Source organism: Nonomuraea sp. WAC 01424 (assembly GCF_003947315.1).
In the GTDB taxonomy this organism is placed as follows: Bacteria; Actinomycetota; Actinomycetes; order Streptosporangiales; family Streptosporangiaceae; genus Nonomuraea; species Nonomuraea spiralis.
Window position 1 is genome coordinate 1 of sequence record NZ_QHHZ01000012.1, and the last position, 14,437, is coordinate 14,437.

At 69.7% G+C, this 14,437-nt stretch carries 12 protein-coding genes and 2 rRNA genes; 13 read left to right on the forward strand and 1 reads right to left on the reverse strand.

The window, feature by feature from the left end:
• Together DMB42_RS30635 and rrf are read left to right on the forward strand one after the other, a co-directional pair.
• Positions 1 to 129 (forward strand): 23S ribosomal RNA (locus DMB42_RS30635); the annotation flags it as partial.
• Positions 130 to 199: 70 nt separating this feature from the next.
• A 5S ribosomal RNA gene (gene rrf / locus DMB42_RS30640) occupies positions 200 to 316 on the forward strand.
• Positions 317 to 445: 129 nt separating this feature from the next.
• Here the strand turns inward: rrf and DMB42_RS30645 are convergent.
• Positions 446 to 1,279: a carbohydrate-binding protein gene (locus DMB42_RS30645; RefSeq protein ID WP_125639344.1), complete on the reverse strand. Its 834-nt coding sequence runs from the start codon at positions 1,277 to 1,279 to the stop codon at positions 446 to 448.
• 155 nt (positions 1,280 to 1,434) lie between these two features.
• On the opposite strand from DMB42_RS30645, the gene DMB42_RS30650 reads away from it, so the two are divergent.
• From DMB42_RS30650 to DMB42_RS30700, 11 genes are all read left to right on the forward strand, one after another.
• Positions 1,435 to 2,760 (forward strand): folylpolyglutamate synthase/dihydrofolate synthase family protein, encoded by a 1,326-nt coding sequence (locus tag DMB42_RS30650; protein ID WP_260478043.1) that lies wholly within the window; start codon positions 1,435 to 1,437, stop codon positions 2,758 to 2,760.
• On the forward strand, positions 2,757 to 3,098 hold the full coding sequence (locus DMB42_RS30655; RefSeq protein WP_125639347.1) for a DUF4233 domain-containing protein: 342 nt from the start codon (positions 2,757 to 2,759) through the stop codon (positions 3,096 to 3,098). Before DMB42_RS30650 ends, DMB42_RS30655 begins: the two co-directional genes overlap by 4 nt.
• A gap of 11 nt (positions 3,099 to 3,109) precedes the next feature.
• Positions 3,110 to 4,702 (forward strand): hypothetical protein, encoded by a 1,593-nt coding sequence (locus DMB42_RS56070; protein ID WP_125639350.1) that lies wholly within the window; start codon positions 3,110 to 3,112, stop codon positions 4,700 to 4,702.
• A gap of 176 nt (positions 4,703 to 4,878) precedes the next feature.
• A complete protein-coding gene (gene ndk, locus DMB42_RS30665) occupies positions 4,879 to 5,289 on the forward strand; it encodes a nucleoside-diphosphate kinase (RefSeq protein ID WP_125639353.1) in 411 nt (136 codons plus the stop codon).
• Positions 5,290 to 5,563: 274 nt separating this feature from the next.
• Positions 5,564 to 6,595, forward strand: a complete 1,032-nt coding sequence (locus tag DMB42_RS30670; RefSeq protein WP_125639356.1) for a rod shape-determining protein — start codon at positions 5,564 to 5,566, stop codon at positions 6,593 to 6,595.
• Entirely contained in the window at positions 6,595 to 7,473 is an 879-nt protein-coding gene (gene mreC, locus DMB42_RS30675; RefSeq protein ID WP_125639359.1) for a rod shape-determining protein MreC, read from the forward strand. The genes DMB42_RS30670 and mreC overlap by 1 nt, the downstream gene beginning before the upstream one ends.
• Positions 7,474 to 7,637: 164 nt before the next feature.
• Positions 7,638 to 8,102, forward strand: coding sequence for a rod shape-determining protein MreD (mreD, locus tag DMB42_RS30680; protein ID WP_125639362.1), 465 nt, complete (start codon positions 7,638 to 7,640; stop codon positions 8,100 to 8,102).
• Positions 8,099 to 10,144: a penicillin-binding protein 2 gene (gene mrdA, locus DMB42_RS30685; RefSeq protein ID WP_125639365.1), complete on the forward strand. Its 2,046-nt coding sequence runs from the start codon at positions 8,099 to 8,101 to the stop codon at positions 10,142 to 10,144. The genes mreD and mrdA overlap by 4 nt, the downstream gene beginning before the upstream one ends.
• The gene (gene rodA, locus DMB42_RS30690) at positions 10,141 to 11,304 is read left to right on the forward strand and encodes a rod shape-determining protein RodA (RefSeq protein ID WP_260478044.1); all 1,164 of its coding nucleotides are present in this window, start codon (positions 10,141 to 10,143) and stop codon (positions 11,302 to 11,304) included. Before mrdA ends, rodA begins: the two co-directional genes overlap by 4 nt.
• Before the next feature lie 87 nt (positions 11,305 to 11,391).
• Positions 11,392 to 13,302: a TIGR03960 family B12-binding radical SAM protein gene (locus DMB42_RS30695; RefSeq protein ID WP_125639368.1), complete on the forward strand. Its 1,911-nt coding sequence runs from the start codon at positions 11,392 to 11,394 to the stop codon at positions 13,300 to 13,302.
• A 137-nt stretch (positions 13,303 to 13,439) separates the two neighbouring features.
• The gene (locus DMB42_RS30700; RefSeq protein WP_125639372.1) at positions 13,440 to 14,210 is read left to right on the forward strand and encodes a TIGR03936 family radical SAM-associated protein; all 771 of its coding nucleotides are present in this window, start codon (positions 13,440 to 13,442) and stop codon (positions 14,208 to 14,210) included.
• The last annotated feature ends 227 nt before the right edge of the window (positions 14,211 to 14,437 follow it).

Here is a 14,437-nt window from a genome sequence, read left to right on the forward strand (position 1 = left end):
CCTTGAGATGAGGTCTCCCACCACGTGAGTGGGTAAGGCTCCCGGTAGACGACCGGGTTGATAGGCCGGAGGTGGAAGCATGGTAACGTGTGGAGCTGACCGGTACTAATAGGCCGAGGACTTGACCTCAAAGCTTTTGCTCGCGTCCACTAGGCAATTCTGAGACAGCAAACAGTTGTGTTTGATTGTTTCATAGGGTTACGGCGGTTATGGCGGGAAGGAAACACCCGGTTACATTCCGAACCCGGAAGTTAAGCTTCTCTGCGCCGATGGTACTGCACTCGGGAGGGTGTGGGAGAGTAGGTCACCGCCGGACAATCTTTGGGAAGGGCTCCGACCGTTTGGTCGGGGCCCTTTCTGCGTTTACGGGGCGATGTGTGCGAACGCGAACAGGGCCACCCCCAGCAGCCGGGGTGGCCCTTTTGTGCGTTCGGGGACCAGTGGGTCAGACGCGCTGCCACAAGGCCGGGACGTTGGGTGGCTCCCAGCCGGCCAGTGACGTGTGCCCCTGCAGGCACCGGTACGTCGACCCGCCGTACGTCACCTGGTCACCCGCCTGGTAGGTCACCCCAACCTTCCAGGTTCCGCCGCCCGGAGGCGGGCTCGTCGTGGGCGTGGGAGTAGGCGTCTGCGTGGGCGGAACGCCCTGGACGTTGAGGACGAAGTCGAACGTCGCCTCCCTCCCCGAGCCGACGGTCCGGACGTTCATGAGAAGTCGCGGATCGTAGATGCTGTCGGTGTTGTTGCGCGGCTCGCCCGGGAAGTAGAGCTGCGTGGTGAGGATCCCGCGGCCCGGAGCCTGCGCCTTGACGTGGATGTGCCTGGTACGGCCGGGGTAGAGGCCGGGCACGATGGTGGTGAGCTTGAAGGCACCCTGGGCGTTCGTGTACTGGTGCCCCCGGAAGTTGTACGTGACGTTGTCGTAGTTGCCGTTGGTGTCCGCCTGCCAGAAGTCGAGCAGGACGTTCGCCAGCGGCTGACAGGCGAGCCCGAACACGTACCCGCTCACCGTCAGCGGGGTGCCCGAGCCGGGCAGGGTCGAGCGCTGAGGGGAGTTCGGCTTGAAGTACGGTCCCTCGGTCTGCGCGATGGTGAGGTCGTCCCCGTCGTCACAGAACGGGGTGGGCTCCAGCTGCTGGCCCGTTCCGGCCATGGTGCGGGCCAGAGCCGGCACCTCACCGATCAGGAACGGGACCGGTGTCGCTATGAGAGCCGCCTTGAACAGCGCTTTTCTGGTGATGCCGCGCTGCCTTTCCTCGCGAGTGTTCTCGCCTTCCACGATGGCCTCCTTGAAAGCGCCTGCTGGGGGGTAGAGCAGGCTGTTTTCCAAGGTGGCACCGGGCGGCAGAGGTAGGTACCCTCCAATTTTCTATACGATTCACGATATGTTTGCCCCGCGTCCAGACCGCTACGCGTGGTCAGTAGGGTTGAGGGGTGGATTATCGTGCGGTTGAACACGCGATCCTGGAGCGGGGCGTCGAGTGGGATTTCGAGCCGACGCTCGACAGGATCGCGGCCCTCATGGACTTGCTCGGGTCGCCTCAGCGGGCGTACCCGGTCATACACATCGCCGGCACCAACGGCAAGACGACCACGGCGCGGCTGACCGAGGCGCTGCTGCGGGAGCGCAACCTGAGGGTGGGGCGCTTCACCAGCCCGCACCTGGTCACGGTGCGCGAGCGCATCACCGTCGACGGCGAGCCGCTGAGCGAGGAGCGCTTCGCCGAGGTCTACGAGGAGGTCCTGCCCTACGTCGAGCTGGCCGACGCGCAGGGGCACCGGCGCATCCAGTTCTTCGAGCTGCTGACGGCCATGGCGTTCGCGGCGTTCGCGGACACGCCGGTCGACGTCGCGGTCATCGAGGCGGGCATGGGCGGGTCGTGGGACGCGACGAACGTCGCCGACGGCCTGGTGTCCGTCATCACGCCCATCTCCCTCGATCACATGGATCGTCTGGGCCCTGACATCCCGAGCATCGCCGGGGAGAAGGCCGGGATCATCAAGCCGGGCGCCACGACCGTGCTCGCCCAGCAGGAGCTTGGCGCGGCCGAGGTGCTGATGCGCCGCGCGGCCGAGGTCGGCGCGGTGGTCGCGCGTGAGGGCCTGGAGTTCGGCGTGCTCAGCCGTGAGGTGGCGATGGGCGGGCAACTGCTCACGCTGCGCGGCCTCAAGGGCGTCTACGACGAGGTCTACCTGCCCCTCTACGGCGCCTACCAGGCCGGCAACGCGGTGTGCGCGCTGGCCGCCGTCGAGGCCCTGACGGGCGGCGACGACCCGCTCGACGTCGAGCTGGTACGTCAGGCGTTCGCCCAGGCGGCCTCGCCGGGCCGGATGGAGGTCGTACGGCGTACGCCCACGGTGGTGATCGACGCCGCGCACAACCCGGGCGGGCTGGAGGCGAGCCTGGATGCGCTGCACGAGTCGTTCGACTTCGCCAAGGTGATCGGCGTGGTCGCGGTCATGCGCGACAAGGACGTCGAGACCCTGTTGGAGCTGCTCGAGCCGATGATCGACGAGATCGTGGTGTCGCGTAACTCCTCGCCCAGGTCGTTGTCGGCGCAGGAGCTCGCGGAGCTGGCCGTGCCGGTGTTCGGCGAGGATCGGGTGCACGTCGTCGAGCGGCTCGACGAGGCCATCGACAGGGGCATCGGCATCGCCGACGCTGAGGGGGAGTTCAGCGGGGCCGGGGTGTACATCACCGGTTCGGTGGTGACTGCCGGAGATGCCCGGCATCTGCTCAAGGCGGATGGTGTGCGATGAACTTCGAGGTCACGCCGGGCATGCGGAGGCTCGGTGCGAGCGTGCTCGGCATGGAGGCCATCGTGGCCGGGCTCATCACGCCGGTGGCGATCACCGTGGGCAGCATCGCCCCCGCCCTCGCCGTCGGTGTGGGCATCGGGCTCGCGGTGTTGTGCGTGGTCGCCGCGGGCCTGCTCAAACGGCCCATCGGGTACGTCGCGGGCAGCGTCATCCAGGTGCTGGCGATCGCCACGGGCTTCCTCGTGCCGACCATGTTCTTCCTCGGCGCGATCTTCGCCGCGCTGTGGATCACCGCGATTATCGTAGCTCGCCGTGTCGAGGGCGTGACTTCCCGCTAAAGTCGGCCTACATGGCCGTCCCCCCACTCGACCGGTCGCCGGATCCGGCTGGCCTCAGACACTCATGGCTGCTCGACGTGCTGCTCGGGCTGCTCGTTCTCGTGGCGCTGCCGCTGGCGATCGTCGCGATACCCAACACGCTGTCCGTGGTCGCCGACCTGCTGCCGGGCGAGTTCGACCAGATCGGGCTGAGCCGTACGCACGGGCTGGCGCTGCCGGCGCTGATGCTGACCGTGCCGCTCGCCGCCGTCGTGTTACGGCGGGTGAAGGTGGCCCACCTGCTGGTCGCCGGGCTCGCGCTGGTGGCGGTGGCCGACGCGGCGGGCGGCTACGCGTCCTCCGAGCTGGTCGTCGGCGTCGTACGGGTGCTGCGCGGCGTCGGCGGGGGCCTGATCATCCCGGCCACGCTGGTGGCGGTCTGGGACCGGGCGCCCGTGCTGCGCGGCCTGTGGGCGGGAGTGCTCGGTGTGAGCCTCCTGGAGGCGCAGGCGTTCGCGTTGTGGCCGCTGGTCGACGTGACGAGCTGGAAGGTCACGCTGCAGCCCTACCCGATGGTGACCGGCGTCGCGCTGGCGCTGGCGGCGGCGTACCTCATGGTCTGGAGGCTCGCCGGGCGGCGGCCAGCGCCCGCTCCGGACGCCGGGGAAGGCGGCCGGCTGCTGCTCGCGGCCGTGCCGGCGGCGGGCATCGCGGTCGTTGCGGTCAGTACGGCGACCGCGGGCTGGGGGGTCGCCCCGGTGATCCTGCTGGCGGGCCTGGCGATCGCCGGGCTGCTGGTGCTCGGCTCGGCCGGGAGGGGGGAGAGCCGTACGCACGCGTACACGATGGTGGCCGTCGGGGTGGTGCTGCTGCCGAGCGCGGCGCAGGTGACGCTGGTGGAGATGGGCGGCCTCGGTGGGCCTGGGCTGCGCGGGCTCTGGGTGCCGTTCGGGGTCGCGGCGGTGTTCGCGATCGCGGCGGGCGTGGGCGTGCGGATGTTCGCCAAGGGCGTGGGGCGGGTTCTCGCGCCGCTCGGGCTGCTGGCCATGGTGGTCGGCCTGTGCTCGGTGCGGCTGGTGGTGCCGTCGGCCGACGGGCTGGTGCTGGCGGTGCCGTTCACGCTGCTCGCGGTGGGGGCGACGGTGGCGGTGACGGCGACGCTCGGCGAGGTGGGGGTCGGGGCGGCGGCGTTCGGGTTGTCGTTGTGCTTCGCCGGGGTGCTCGCGGGTTACCTGCTGGGCACGGGTGTGCAGATGTGGATGCTGGGCGGGGTCAGCTCGCGGCAGGAGCTGGTCGACAGTTTCGTGGGCGCGTTGCACTGGTGGTCGCTGGTCGGCGGGTTCCTGCTGGTGGGCGTGATCGTGCTGGCGGCGGTGATGGGGCGGCGGTCTTCCCGTGAGGAGGCGTCGCCGTCCGAGGGGGAGCCGGCGGGGGTGGCGGTCGCGGTCGGGGCCGGCGGGAGGAGCGAGGCCGTGGCCGAGGAGCCGGTCAGGACGTGGGGCTCGGCCGTTCCTGAGGGGTCTCCCGCGCGCAAGAAGGAACGCGAGGAGGAGGGGGAGCCCGCCGGGCCCGTGCCCGCTGTGCCGCCGCAGGCGCCCTCGCCGGAGGACGACGAGCCGTCCTGACGCCCTCGCCTTCGCGCGTCCTTCCTGTGGCCTTCCTGTGGCGCCCAGGGTGTGGGCGCTGACGGTAAGCTGAGCGACGGCTATGGCGACGCGAGGGCCCGTGCCCAAGGGGCGTCCTCGCGGTCGGGCCAGGTGCCCGCAGTCGCGACCCGAATCTGTTCAAAGGAGAACCACACGTGTCCGAGCGCACTCTTGTCCTGATCAAGCCCGACGGGGTGAAGCGCGGCCTCATCGGTGACGTGATCGCCCGCGTGGAGCGCAAGGGCCTCAAGGTCGTGGCGATGGAACTGCGCACCCTCGACGCCGACACCGCCAAGGCGCACTACGCCGAGCACTCCGAGAGGCCGTTCTTCGGTGAGCTGGTCGAGTTCATCACCTCGGCGCCGCTCGTGGCCATGGTCCTTGAGGGCCCGCGGGCCATCGAGGCGTTCCGCGCGCTGGCCGGCGCCACCGACCCGGTGAAGTCCGCCCCCGGCACGATCCGCGGCGACCACGCCCTGGAGATCGGCGAGAACGTCGTCCACGGCTCCGACTCGCCCGAGTCCGCCGCCAGGGAGATCAAGATCTTCTTCCCCGACCGCTTCTAGCAGTCAGCGTCACCCAGCGCGCCCGCCGGCTTCACGCCGTGCGGGCGCGTCTTTTTGTCGGCAGCGCCTTGTAGCGTTCCTCAAGTCTGGCAGGCGTTGACCCCAGCGATCCGCTCTTGTGGGTGCAATTCGGGCAAAATCCAGGTTGAGGTAGGGGCTGGAGATTTTTGTGGAGCGCGAGGGCTCATTGCGCCCACTGGTGGGTACGTCACGTTACGATTCGAATTCGATCCGTAGTCATTCGCGAACGACGTTACGGAGGGCTCCGTTCCCCATGGGCAGCAAGCTCGCGTTTCTCGGCCGTGACATGGCGGTCGATCTGGGCACCGCCAACACGTTGGTGTACGTGCGTGGCCGGGGCATCGTGCTCAATGAGCCGTCAGTCGTAGCGATCAACACCACCACGGGCAAGATCGTGGCGGTGGGCATCGAGGCAAAGCGAATGATCGGTCGTACGCCCGGCAACATCGTCGCGGTCCGCCCGCTCAAGGACGGCGTGATCGCCGACTTCGACGTCACCGAACGGATGTTGCGTTACTTCATCCAAAGGGTGCACAGACGCCGCCATTTCGCCAAGCCGCGCATCATCATCGCCGTACCGAGCGGCATCACCAGCGTCGAACAGCGCGCGGTGAAGGAAGCCGGCTACCAGGCGGGCGCCAGGAAGGTCTACATCGTCGAGGAGCCGATGGCCGCCGCCATCGGGGCCGGGCTGCCGGTGCACGAGCCGACCGGCAACATGGTGGTCGACATCGGCGGCGGCACCACCGAGGTGGCCATCATCTCGATGGGCGGCGTGGTCACCAGCCAGTCGATCAGGATCGGCGGTGACGAGCTCGACCAGGCGGTCATCACGTTCGCCAAGAAGGAGTTCTCGCTGATGCTCGGCGAGCGCACCGCCGAGGAGATCAAGATGGCCATCGGGTCGGCCTGCCCCATGGCGGAGGAGTCCCACGCCGAGGTGCGCGGGCGCGACCTGATCAGCGGGCTGCCCAAGACGATCATCGTGTCGAGCGAGGAGATCCGCAAGGCCACCGAGGAGCCGGTCAACGCGATCGTCGACGCCGTGAAGACCACGCTCGACAAGTGCCCGCCCGAGCTGGCGGGCGACATCATGGACCGCGGGATCGCCCTGACCGGTGGCGGCGCCCTGCTCAAGGGCCTCGACGAGCGGGTCAAGGCGGAGACCGGCATGCCCGTCCACCTGGTGGAGAACGCCCTCGACTCGGTCGCCATCGGCTCGGGCCGGTGCGCGGAGGAGTTCGAGGCCCTGCAGCAGGTCTTGGTTCCGGAGTCGCGACACTGATGAGAGACTCGCGCCGGGCCCGGCTGATCCTGGGAGTGCTGCTGATGGCGGCGCTGGTCGTCCTGACCATCGACCATCGTGCGGGCGACAGCTCACCGCTGCGTCCGCTGCGCTCGGCGGGGTCCTGGGTCTTCGGCGCGGCCGAGCGGTTCGGCGGTGGCGTGGTGCGTCCCGTCGGCGGCTTCCTGCATGCCCTGGCCAGCGCGCCCAGCGCGCAGCGGCACATCGAGCAGCTTCAGGAGGAGAACGCGAAGCTGCGTGCCGGGTTGTCCTCCACCACGCTCGACGCCACCCGCTCGGCCGAGCTCAAGAAGCTGCTCGGGCTGACCGGCACCGGCGGCTACAAGGTGGTCCCGGCCAATGTGGTGGCCAGGCGTGGGCAGCCGGGGTTCGAGGACAGCGTGCAGATCGACGTGGGCACGGGTGACGGGGTCCGTACCGACATGACGGTGCTCAACGGTGACGGGCTGGTCGGCCGGGTCATCGACGCCTCGCCCGCCACCTCGACGGTGCTGCTGCTCAGCGATCCCGCCTCGGCCGCGGGGGCGCGGCTGGAGGGCGGCCAGGAGATCGGCGTGGTGCACGGGGTGGGGGAGAACGGGCGGCTCGTGCAGTTCAGGCTGCTCGACTCGACGGCGCCGATGGAGCGGGGCGGGCGCATCGTCAGCTTCGGGTCCAAGAACGGGCGGCCGTACGTGCCGGGGGTGCCGATCGGGGTGATCGAACGGGTCGAGTCGACGCCCGGGGAGCTGACCCGGATCGCCTACGCCAGGCCGTTCGCGGACCTGACGGCGCTCGACGTGGTCGGGGTGGTGGTCGAGGGTCCCCAGCGGGATCCGCGTGACGCGGTGCTGCCGACCAAGGAGGGGGCGCGGTGATGAGCGATCCCGGCGCGGCCGTTGTGGTGGGTCCTTTCGGTGTGGCCGGTGGTGGCTTTGGGGCTGCCGGGGTGATCGGGACGGGCGTGCGGCTTGCGGCGGGGGCGAGGGTGCGGTGATCCGGGGATGAGGGGCGTGCTGTTCGCGCCGAGGGCGGGGGTGCGGTGATCGGGGCGCTGGTCGTGGTGCTGGCGTTGCTGGCACAGGTCATGCTGGTCAACCGGCTGCCGCTGCCCGCGGGGGGCGCGCCCGACCTGGTGTTGCTGGCGGTGGTGGGCGTGGCGCTGGACCGCGGGCCGGTGGCCGGGGCGATGGTGGGGTTCTTCTCGGGGCTGCTGGTCGATCTCGTGCCGCCGACGGCGCATCTGATGGGGCAGTACGCGTTCGTGCTGGCGCTGGTGGGTTACGTGGCCGGGCGGGGCGCGGGCGGGGCGGCGACGACCGTGGTGTTGTGCGTGCTGATCGCGCCCCTGGTGGCGGTGGGGGTGGCCGGGCTCATCTCCGATCCGCGGGTGTCGCTGTCGACGCTGACCCAGCAGGTGCCCGTCACCGTTCTCTACACGCTCATCGTGGCGCCGGTGGTGATCTGGCTCGCCACCCGGGGGAGACAACCGAGGTTCTCGACATGATCCGCATGCGTACGAGATTGCTGGTCCTGCACGTCCTGGTGGTGGTGCTGCTCGTCGTGCTGGCCGTGCGGCTGTGGCAGGTGCAGGTCGTGCGCGGCCAGGAGTTCGTGACCAGGGCGATGGAGACCAGGACGCGCACCGTGATCGTGCCCGCGGTGCGGGGGCAGATCCTCGACTCGTCGGGGCGTCCGCTGGTGCGCAACAGGACGGCGCTGGTCGTGTCCGTGGACCGGACGAAGCTGAACAGGATGCCGGGCGGCGGGATGAGCGTGCTGCGCCGGCTCTCCGCGGTGCTCGACCGGCCGGTCAAGGACCTGCGGCAGCGCATCACGCCGTGCGGGCCGGGGGTGGGCAAGCCGTGCTGGACGGGGTCGCCGTACCAGCCGGTTCCGCTGGACGAGAAGGTGGACACGCGGGAGGCGCTCCAGATCCTGGAACGGCAGGAGGAGTTCCCCGGGGTCACCGCCGAGATCCATTCCGTACGGCAGTACCCGGGCGGCCGGGCCGGGGCGCAGATGCTGGGCTACCTGCAGCCGGTGACCGAGGCGGAGCTGGAGAAGCGCGAAGGGCTCAAGGCCAGCTTCTCGGGCGTCGACCTGGCGGGCCGCGACGGCATCGAGTACGTCTACGACGACGCGCTGCGCGGGAAGTCGGGGCTGCGCAGGGTGCAGGTCGACCGGATGGGCAAGGCCCTCGGGGTCGAGGAGCAGGTGCAGCCGGTCGCCGGGGACCATTTGGTGACCAGCATCGACTCGCGGGTGCAGGCGGTGACGGAGAAGGCGCTCGCGCACGCGATGAAGAACGCCCCCGGGGCCGACGGCGGCGCCGCGGTGGTGCTGGACGCGCGGAGCGGGCGGGTGGTGTCGGTGGCCAGCGCGCCGGGGTACGACCCGGAGATCTGGGCCGGCGGCATCTCGGCGAAGGGCTACCAATGGCTGCTGTCGGACAAGTCGGGTAAGCCGCTGGTGTCGCGGGCGATCAACGGGCAGTTCGCGCCCGGTTCGACGTTCAAGGTGTCGTCGGTGTCGGCGATGTTGCGCGCCGGGTATCCGCTGAACGGCACGTACGACTGCCCCGGGGCGTACATGGTGGGCGACCGGTCCTTCAGCAACTTCAGGGGGATCGGCCTGGGGCAGATGAACCTGCACATGGCGCTGGTCAAGTCGTGCGACACGATCTTCTATCGGGCGGCGTACGAGCAGTACCTGAAGGACGGCGGGCGCAACCCGAAGAAGCGCACGAAGGAAGTCTTCGCCAATACCGCCAGGGCCTTCGGGTTCGGCGAGCGGACCGGGGTCGACCTGCCGGGCGAGTCCTCGGGACGCATCCCCGACCGGGCCTGGAAGAAGGACCTGTGGAACCGGACCAGCGCCACGAGCTGCGAACGGTCGCGCAAGGGCTACCCGGAGGAGAAGGACCGGGCGCGGGCCGACTTCCTCAAACTCCTGGCGCTGGAGAACTGCACCGAGGGGTTCCTGCTGCGGCCCGGTGACTCGGCCAACTTCGCCATCGGGCAGGGCGACGTGCTGGTGACGCCGATGCAGCTCGCGCGGGCGTACATGGCGCTGGTGAGCGACGGGAAGGTGCGCAGCCCGCGCATCGGGTGGGCGCAGGTGCGGCCGGACGGCAAGGTGGTCAAGACCATCGACGTGCCGGTGGTCGGCAAGCTGCCGATCAGCGAGAAGGAACGGCTCTACATCAAGAACGCGCTGAGCCAGGTGCCCTCTGACGGCACCGCGGCGGGGGCGTTCACCGGCTTCCCGATGGACAAGGTACGCATCGGCGGCAAGACCGGTACCGCGGAGGTGTGGGGCAAGAAGGACACCTCCTGGTTCGCGTCGTTCGCGCCCACCAAGAACCCGCAGTACGTGGTGGTCGTCATGGTGTCCCAGGGTGGCATGGGCGCCTCGACCGCGGCCCCGGCCGCCCGCGAGATCTACGAGGGCATCTACGGCTTCAAGGGCCCGGCCGCCGTGCCGGGCGGGAAGCTCCCGACCAAGTTGCCGAAGTTCGCGCCCGACGGGACGGTGATCCACCAGTGACCCGCACCATGGCCGCACGGCGGCCCTCGTTCATCCAGCGGGCCATCGGCGAGCACTCCGTGGTGCGGCGCATGGACGGGCTGATGCTGGTCGCGGTGGCCGGGTTGTGCCTGATCGGCACCCTGCTGGTGTGGTCCTCGACCCGGACGTGGGCGCCCGGCGCCACCGGGCTGGTGAAGAAACACCTGCTCAACGAGGTCATCGGCGTGACGCTCTGCGCGGTGGTGGCGATGGTCGACCACCGGGCGATGCGGGCGTACGCGCCGCTGGTGTTCCTGGTGTCGCTGGTGGGGCTGGCGCTGGTGATCACGCCGCTGGGGGCGACGATCAACGGGTCGCACTCGTGGATCCTGCTCGGGGGCGGGTTCGCGGTGCAGCCGTCGGAGTTCGCCAAGGTCGGGCTGCTGCTGATCATCGCGATGCTGCTGGCCCAGCCCGCCGAGGGCAGCGACCGGCCGCGCGGGCTCGACATCGCGCTGGCCCTGGTCGCGGCGGGCATCACCATGGGCCTGGTGATGTTGCAGCCCGACCTCGGCGCCGCGCTCGTGCTCGCCGTGATCACGGCCGCGGGGCTGGTGATCGGGGGCGTGCGCAAGCGGTGGATCGTCGCGCTGGTGCTGGTGGCGGCGGTCGGGGTGTTCAGCGTGTTCTACTTCAACCTGCTGGAGCCGTACCAGGTGGCGCGGTTCACCGCATTTGTGGATCCGAAGGTGGATCCCCGCGGGGTGGGCTACAACAGCACGCAGTCGCTGATCGCGATCGGTTCGGGGCAGTTGCTGGGCAAGGGGCTGTTCGGCGGCGGGCAGACGACCGGCCGGTTCGTGCCCGAGCAGCACACCGACTTCATCTTCACGGTGGCGGGCGAGGAGTTCGGGTTCATCGGGTCGGTCACCGTGGTGCTGCTGCTCGGCGTGGTGCTGCTGCGCGGGCTGAAGGTCGCCAGACACTGCGACGACCGGTTCGGCACGCTGGTCGCGGGCATGATCGTGTGCTGGTTCGCGTTCCAGACGTTCATCAACGTGGGGATGACGATCGGGATCATGCCGATCACCGGTTTGCCGCTGCCGTTCGTGTCATACGGCGGTACGGCCACGTTCGCCAACCTCATGGCGGTCGGGCTGCTGCTCGCCATCAGAGTCAGACGGCAGTCGTTCAACTGAGTTCACGGCGTGTTCGGCGGGCGCGGGCCCGGCGCGTTGGGGCCGGGCCGGATTTGTCACCGTCCGGGCGCCGCTACCCTGGACGGTATGCCTGTCGAGTCGATATTCCACCGCCTGGAAGCGCTGCTGCCCAAGGTGCAGAAGCCCATCCAGTACGTCGGGGGTGAGCTCAACTCGACCGTCAAGGACTGGGACTCCGCCGACGTACGGTGGGCGCTGATGTACCCGGACGCCTACGAGGTCGGGCTGCCCAACCAGGGCGTGGCGATCCTCTACGAGATCCTCAACGAGCTGCCCCGCACCCTGGCCGAGCGCACCTACGCGGTCTGGCCGGACCTGGAGGCGCTCATGCGGGCCGAGGGCGTGCCGCAGTTCACCGTCGACGCGCACCGGCCGGTGCGGGCCTTCGACGTGCTCGGCGTGTCGTTCTCGACCGAGCTGGGCTACACCAACATGCTGACCGCGCTCGATCTCGCGGGGATCCCGCTCAACGCCGTCGACCGGGGCGAGGACGACCCGATCGTGCTCGCCGGCGGTCACGCGGCCTTCAACCCCGAGCCGATCGCCGACTTCCTCGACGCCGCCGTGCTCGGCGACGGCGAGCAGATCGCGATCGCCATCTCCGAGGTCATCCGCGAGTGGAAGGCCGAGGGGCGTCCCGGCGGGCGCGACGAGCTGCTGATGCGGCTCGCCGAGTCCGGCGGCGTCTACGTGCCGAAGTTCTACGACGTCGACTACCACCCCGACGGCCGCATCAAGCGGGTCGCGCCCAACAGGTCCGACGTGCCCTGGCGGGTGCACAAGCACACGGTGATGGACCTCGACGAGTGGCCCTATCCGAAGAAACCGCTGGTGCCGCTGGCCGAGACGGTGCACGAGCGGTTCAGCGTGGAGATCTTCCGCGGCTGCACGCGCGGCTGCCGCTTCTGCCAGGCGGGCATGATCACCCGTCCGGTGCGGGAGCGTTCGATCACCACGATCGGCGCCATGGTCGAGAACGGCATCAACGAGTCCGGCTTCAACGAGGTCGGCCTGCTGTCGTTGTCCTCGGCCGACCACTCCGAGATCGCCGAGGTCGCCAAGGGCCTGGCCGACCGTTACGAGGGCACCAACACCTCGCTGTCCCTGCCCTCGACCAGGGTCGACGCGTTCAACATCGACCTGGCCAACGAGTTCTCCAGGAACGGCAGGCGCTCGGGTCTCACGTTCGCCCCCGAGGGCGGCTCCGAGCGCATGCGCAAGGTGATCAACAAGATGGTCACCGAGGAAGACCTCATCCGCACCGTCACCACCGCCTACTCGCAGGGGTGGCGGCAGGTGAAGCTCTACTTCATGTGCGGCCTGCCCACCGAGCAGGACGAAGACGTGCTCGGCATCGCCGACCTGGCCAAGAAGGTCATCCAGGCGGGCCGGGAGGCCACGGGCAGCCGCGACATCCGCTGCACGGTCTCCATCGGCGGGTTCGTGCCCAAGCCGCACACCCCGTTCCAGTGGGCCGGGCAGGCCGACCACGAGACCGTCGACAGACGGCTCAAGGCGCTGCGCGACTCGCTGCGCGGCGACAAGCAGTACGGCAGGGCCATCGGCTTCCGCTACCACGACGGCAAGCCGTCCATCGTGGAGGGCCTGCTCTCGCGCGGCGACCGCAGGGTCGGCGCGGTGATCAGGGCCGTCTGGGAGGACGGCGGCAGGTTCGACGGGTGGAGCGAGCACTTCTCCTACGACAGGTGGATGCGGGCCGCCGAGAAGTCGGGCGTCGACGTCGACTGGTACACCGTCCGCGAGCGGGCCGAGAACGAGGTCCTTCCGTGGGACCACCTCGACGCCGGGCTCGACCGCGAATGGCTCTGGCAGGACTGGCAGGAGGCCGTGTCCGGCAGTGAGGTCGAGGACTGCCGCTGGACCCCGTGCTACGACTGCGGGGTCTGCCCCACCATGGGCACCGAGATCCAGATCGGCCCGACAGGGCGCAAGCTCCTTCCTCTCACCGTGGTCTAGCGCGCTCAGTGGGCGAGCCGTGTCACGGCGTACACATACACGTGTCGCGGCGGCTTATCCTGGGAGAAGGAACTCTTACAAGGGAAGGACGCAAAGCTCTGAAACCTGTTCCCGACGGGCCTCCGCCCGCGCCTACGGTGCAGCGCCTGCGTGTGCGCTACGCCAAGCGCGGCCGCCTGCGCTTCACCAGTCACCGCGACATCTCGCGGGCCGTCGAGAGGGCGGTCCGCCGTGCCGGTATTCCGGTGGCCTTCAGCGCGGGCTTCTCGCCCCACCCGAAGATCTCCTATGCGGGCGCGGCGCCGACCGGCGTCGCCAGCGAAGCCGAATACCTTGAGATCGGTGTCACCAGGCTGTGTGACCCCGAGCAGGTCAAGTCCAGTCTGGACACCTCACTGCCGCCCGGTCTCGATGTGCTCGACGTCGTGCCGGCGGGCCCGGGGGGCCTCGCCGACCGTCTGGAGGTCTCCGACTGGGAGGTGCGGCTGCCCGGCGCCGATCGCGAGCTCGCCCGGGTGGCGGCGGAGAAGTTCCTCGCGGCGGCCACCGTGGAGGTCGAACGCCTCACCAAGAAGGGCCCCCGGCGCTTCGACGCGCGGGAGGCCGTCCTGAGGCTCGTGGTGTCTGAGGGAACAGACAGAACCGCAGCTCAGGTGCCCGGACAGACGTGTGTCATACTGCGCATGGTTGTTCGGCACATGACGCCTGCCGTTCGACCCGATGATGTGCTCACAGGGCTGCGCCTTGTGGCCGACTTCGCGCCGCCGGTTCCCCCCGAGGTGACCAGGCTGGCGCAGGGGCCGCTCGACGCCAGTACTGGTGCGCTTGCCGATCCGCTCGACCTTGACCGCGACACGACGCGCGGCGGCGAGGCGGGACCGGCGGGAGAGCACATCGTCGGCTACTGATGGGACGTCTGCGAGATGGACTGCCGCTACGGCTCACGCCGGGCACGCCAGTGGGGCGGCGGTCTGATGAGCGGATTTCCCATTGGGCAGGAGGTGCCCTGCGCGAGCGGGGCGCCACCGCTGACAGGACTTGGCGCCCGTGCCTCCCACCCGGAGGCAGGGGCGGACAACGAGACACGAGGGCTCCTGCGCGGCGCGGCGACGCGCCCGGGAGCTGACGGGAGAGC

What these genes read in the sequence shown, in the direction of transcription:
- DMB42_RS56070 (WP_125639350.1), top strand. Translation starts at nt 3,110, where the DNA reads ATGGCCGTCCCCCCACTCGACCGGTCGCCGGATCCGGCTGGCCTCAGA.
- mreC (WP_125639359.1), top strand. Translation starts at nt 6,595, where the DNA reads ATGAGAGACTCGCGCCGGGCCCGGCTGATCCTGGGAGTGCTGCTGATG.
- mrdA (WP_125639365.1), top strand. Translation starts at nt 8,099, where the DNA reads ATGATCCGCATGCGTACGAGATTGCTGGTCCTGCACGTCCTGGTGGTG.
- DMB42_RS30670 (WP_125639356.1), top strand. Translation starts at nt 5,564, where the DNA reads ATGGGCAGCAAGCTCGCGTTTCTCGGCCGTGACATGGCGGTCGATCTG.
- DMB42_RS30655 (WP_125639347.1), top strand. Translation starts at nt 2,757, where the DNA reads ATGAACTTCGAGGTCACGCCGGGCATGCGGAGGCTCGGTGCGAGCGTG.
- DMB42_RS30695 (WP_125639368.1), top strand. Translation starts at nt 11,392, where the DNA reads ATGCCTGTCGAGTCGATATTCCACCGCCTGGAAGCGCTGCTGCCCAAG.